Here is a 4,503-nt window from a genome sequence, read left to right on the forward strand (position 1 = left end):
TGGGCAATCTGGTCCGCTTTACGCTTATCCCCGGCCAGCATTACGATACGGTCGGGGTGGCGCCTCTCCTTGAACCGGCTGATTTTGAGGGACTTCTTGCTGACAAGGCGTTCGATGTCCACTGGATCGTGGACACCATACGCGCGCAAGGGGCCCGCGTGGTCATTCCCCAGCGTCGGAACCGCCTCGACAGGCGACCCTTCGATGGAGCCCTGTTCAAGGCACGCCATCTCATCGAGAACTTCTTCTGCCAGCTCAAGGAGTTCAAGCGCATCGCCATGCGAAGCGACAAGACCGACAGATCATTCGCAGCGATGATTTATCTTACCGCCGCAATCATCAATTCGCGTTAATTCCCAACAGGCCCCAAATATTTAATTTCAAACAGTTCCTTACTGGAGGGATGTTTCCGCCTCCAGCGGCAGTCTGACCTTCTTGTCTTCGGCCAGCAGATCAAGGCTGACGGGACGAAGATTGAGCTTTTCTGAATACATCCAGCTATGCAGAAGGACTGTCTCGATCCAGTTGCGGATCTTGGGGTTGGGAATGGCCTCCAGAAAAGCAAGGGATTCATTGGCCTCGTGTTCGGAAGCATTCCAGTGCGCCACCGCGGTATGGCCGACGGCATAACTGGCCAGCAGACGGATGAGATGATTGTTGATATGCCCGTCATGCGCAAGCGCCATCAGGTAACGCTGTCCAACCAGCAGATTGACGGAAGGATTGCTGAGATCCGCATTACGTCCACCGGCGAAATTGGCGGCTGTGCGTGGCATCAGCTGCATCAATCCCCGCGCACCGCTTCTGGAGACCACGGTCGGCTGGAAACGGGATTCGATGGAAACAATGCCATATACAAGCGCCGGGTCCACCACAAACCCACCGCGTGGCGTGAAACGCTGTGGAAGATCAATGGTATGGCCCGGCACAAGTTTGCTGGTCCCCGCACGACTGGATGTTTCGGCCTCATCCGCGACCGTGTGTACGATCAGCCCTATGGACCGGCGTGCATTGGTATTTTCCGCACTCACCCAGTCCGTGCGCAGTTCGGTCTCAGCCAGGTCCGCACGCCCAACCTGAATCAGCGCCAGGGCCCGATGGCCTGCGGGCCGTGCGGAAACCGCATTGACGTCCACAACGGTGGGCACACCGGCATCGGCCATCTGCGGGCCGTTTTGATTGATGGCACGCCGTGCGATCACCCCATAAAATCAGTCTTTGCAATGGGCGCTTTGCACAAGCCAGCGCAAGGCGTCTTTCGTATTGCCGATACGCCCGGTTGCGCGACCTGCCCACCAGGCAGCGGCGCTACGCAGGTCCCGGGTGGCTGTGTCCGCATTGGCGGCCCACGCGAACAGGAGTTGCGCCTGCTGCATCTGCCCCAGCCGCCAAGCCGACAGGCCCGCGTAAAACGCCACCTTGCCACTGGATTCCCTGATGGCGGAAGTGGTCAGGGCCTTGTTGAGAACGACCTGGTCCTGTCCCTGTATATAAAGATTTTGTGCATCAGCGGCATTAATGCTTCCGCTGTCAGCCCGGTTTCCGTTGGCCGGAGCCGTTATTGGAGACCCCGTTGAGACATCTGCCGGCAGGTCGCTGCGGGATTTCAGCAATGCCTGCATCATTGGCGTGTCCGGCAGGTTCGGGTAATGCGCCAGCCAGTCCTTCAGCATGGGTGTCGCACAGGCATATGACGCCTGAAGGCACCGTTCGGCGAGGACGGTACCCGTCAGGCTTTTATCCTTCACCTGTTTCAGCAGGACATCGGCCTGGTCGAAATTGCCGGTGGACTGCTCCGCGAAGGCCGTACGGATACGGGTGGCATCACTTGGGGAAAGCGGATGGAGGAGTGCCGTCTGCCCCTGCTGCATGGCAACTTCATCCGCCCGGGCGTGGCCACGTGAAATATCAGATGCCTGGCAAGATATTGTTGCCAAAGAAAAAGTGGCAATAGAAGCAACGGCAGAAAGAGTCACCATCCTGTGCTTCATGGGTTGTAAAATACACCGCATAATCATGGCCAATAACAGATATTTCAAAATGAATAAATACCGGAATGACACTCTGGCATTCTGTCCGGGGCAGGCTGCCGGTGCGTTCCGCCATGTCCCAATTTTGTAGGAATGCTCCGCTGTTTTTTGGCCACGTCCTGTCATGTAAACGTATGGCTTCGGTCCAGGGTTGCCTGACCGTCGTGCCGTGTTCGTGAAAGTGCCCGGCCTGCCTCTGCATGGTCATTATCCGGCGCGCAGGAACAGCAGGAGTGGGCACGCTCCGGGCCTGTCAGGTGATGAAAATATCTGGTTACAGATATCGTGTTTCATGGTAGAATTATGGCAATAAAAAATTTTTACTGGGAACTCAGTGTCATTCTCTCGCCGTAGCCTGAGCGCTCGCCTGCTCCGTAACTGTTCTTTGCCACTGTTTTGTGCAGTTCTGTTAACGGGGTGTGCCGCGGCCCGTGACCCATTACCTGCCCATGAAAAAATCGGCCGTTATGCTTCTGTAGTGCCTTTTTACAAAGCTCTGGATTCACTGCAGAGTGGTCAGGCGACAGAACCTGTAACCGTACTGCAGATTGGCGACAGCCATACCGCCAACGATTCTTTCAGCGACCAGATGCGCACCCTGCTGCAAAAAGATTTCCAGAATGCCGGCAGGGGCTTTTTACAGCCGGGCATCCCATTCCGCTATTACCATCCCGCGCAGGTTACGGTTTCTTCTACAGGATGGACGCCTGTCAGTGCGTTCAGCAAAACAGCTGCAGGTCCGTGGGGCATCAGCCTGATCAGGCAGCATGCCGATACGCCCGCCAGCATGACCATCACCCCGGATGAAGCAGGGGATGTCGGGCGCGGCATGGTAGAGTTCCTCAGCCAGCCGGGCGGGGGGCAGCTTGTCATCGAGGCGGATGATGGCGGGCGCACCGCTGTTTCAACCGCGTCATCGCAAGATCCCGATTCCATGTGGCTGCGGATGCCCACCACGGCTGATACTCATTCCGTTACAGTTTCCGCCATGGGTGATGGTCCGGTGGATATCCTGGGCTGGGAAGTGGCAAAAGGAAGCCAGGCAAAGCCCGCGCCGGGAATATTATATTCCAATCTGGGCATTACAGGCTCCACCATAGACATCCTGAGCCGGGTCGACCCTAGGATACTGTCGGAAGAAATGCGGCGTCTGAATCCGCGCCTTCTGATTATCGCCTTTGGAACCAATGAAGGTTTCAATACCTCGACAAATTTCGATACATATTCGGCACGATACGAGCAGATCATACAGATGCTGCGCAATGCAGCGCCCATGGCGGGTCTTGTGGTTGTCATGCCCCCCGACGGCGTCCGGCAGGAACGGCTGCCCCCTTTCACCCGGTCGTGTGAAAGACTGGCGCCCATGGGCAAGGGCTTTGCCTCACCGGCTGCCCTCAATACCGTCCGGCAGGCCCAGATTGACGTAGCCCGGCGTAACCACTGGATGCAGTGGGACTGGCGTCAGGCCATGGCGGATACGGCCCACCCCGATGGTCGATGCACCATTCTGGTCTGGGGAAACCGCAACCCGCCAGTTGCCGCGAAGGACCACGTTCACCTTCTGAAAGCAGGATACCAACAGACTGCAACGTCATTATATGATGATTTAATGAATGGTTATAAATTGTGGAATTCACTGAAACATAAAAAGTAATGCTTTTTCCAACACTCAATTTTGCTTTGTTCTTTATTGCCGTTGCTGTCATTCTGGCATTGATTGGTGGCCTGTGGGAACTCAAGAAGATCTTCCTGGTTGCTGCAAGCTATGTTTTTTATGCATGCTGGAACTGGCATTTCTGCTTTCTCCTGCTGTTCAGCACGACTGTCAGTTATTCGGTCGGCCTGTTTTTGCCAGAAGAAGACAGCCCCCGTTTACGTAAATGGATGGTTGGCGGCGGCATAGCCGTTCAGTTGCTTGTTCTGGCATTTTTCAAATATTATGATTTCTTCGCGACATCCCTGAATAAAGTGACACGTGATATCGGATGGGGGGAACCTGTTCCGCTTATTGAAATCCTTTTGCCTGTCGCCATTTCATTTTTTACCTTTCATGGCATCAGCTACATCGTTGATGTGTATCGTGGTAAAGTCACACGGTGCCGTCGTTTTACGGACATGATGCTGTATATGTCCTTTTTCCCGCAGCTTGTGGCTGGACCGCAAGCTATCTGGGAACGCAGCTTGTCGACCCGGTTTTTGCTGATCCCGCCAGTTTTTCCACGCTGGATCTGGTATTCGCCCTTTATGGGTTCGCCGTTCAGATATTTTGTGATTTTTCTGGTTATACGGACATTGCCATAGGTCTGGCTGCCCTGCTGGGTTTCGCGTTTCCGCAAAACTTCAACCAGCCCTATCGTAGTGCGTCCCTGCGCGATTTCTGGCGCCGTTGGCATATGACGCTATCTTTCTGGCTGCGTGACTATCTCTAGTAAGCTCCCGGCGACTGACGCCTTGCTGAATACTTCTGGTCTTG

Annotated in this window: 6 protein-coding genes; 4 read left to right on the plus strand and 2 right to left on the minus strand. The window is 55.2% G+C overall.

Features of this window, described 5'->3' with window-relative positions:
* Positions 1-353 (plus strand): transposase (locus tag GEU01_RS19590; protein WP_019087410.1); only part of this gene is annotated, 353 nt, incomplete at its 5' end.
* Between the two features lie 39 nt (positions 354-392).
* Here the strand turns inward: GEU01_RS19590 and GEU01_RS27100 are convergent.
* Together GEU01_RS27100 and GEU01_RS27105 are read right to left on the minus strand one after the other, a co-directional pair.
* Positions 393-1,202: a lytic transglycosylase domain-containing protein gene (locus GEU01_RS27100; RefSeq protein ID WP_019087411.1), complete on the minus strand. Its 810-nt coding sequence runs from the start codon at positions 1,200-1,202 to the stop codon at positions 393-395.
* A 9-nt stretch (positions 1,203-1,211) separates the two neighbouring features.
* Positions 1,212-2,156 (minus strand): hypothetical protein, encoded by a 945-nt coding sequence (locus tag GEU01_RS27105; protein ID WP_232272636.1) that lies wholly within the window; start codon positions 2,154-2,156, stop codon positions 1,212-1,214.
* Between the two features lie 352 nt (positions 2,157-2,508).
* Here GEU01_RS27105 and GEU01_RS19605 point away from each other — a divergent pair, with 352 nt between their 5' ends.
* From GEU01_RS19605 to GEU01_RS27110, 3 genes are read left to right on the plus strand one after another with little or no spacing between them, the layout of a single operon-like run.
* Entirely contained in the window at positions 2,509-3,684 is a 1,176-nt protein-coding gene (locus GEU01_RS19605; RefSeq protein ID WP_019087413.1) for a GDSL-type esterase/lipase family protein, read from the plus strand.
* Positions 3,684-4,331 (plus strand): MBOAT family O-acyltransferase, encoded by a 648-nt coding sequence (locus tag GEU01_RS23480; protein WP_232272638.1) that lies wholly within the window; start codon positions 3,684-3,686, stop codon positions 4,329-4,331. Before GEU01_RS19605 ends, GEU01_RS23480 begins: the two co-directional genes overlap by 1 nt.
* Positions 4,328-4,459 carry a hypothetical protein gene (locus GEU01_RS27110; protein ID WP_332306328.1) on the plus strand — a complete coding sequence of 44 codons (132 nt, stop codon included), beginning with the start codon at positions 4,328-4,330 and terminating at the stop codon, positions 4,457-4,459. The genes GEU01_RS23480 and GEU01_RS27110 overlap by 4 nt, the downstream gene beginning before the upstream one ends.
* Positions 4,460-4,503: the final 44 nt, after the last annotated feature.

Source organism: Komagataeibacter europaeus LMG 18890 (assembly GCF_000285295.1).
In the GTDB taxonomy this organism is placed as follows: domain Bacteria; phylum Pseudomonadota; class Alphaproteobacteria; order Acetobacterales; family Acetobacteraceae; genus Komagataeibacter; species Komagataeibacter europaeus.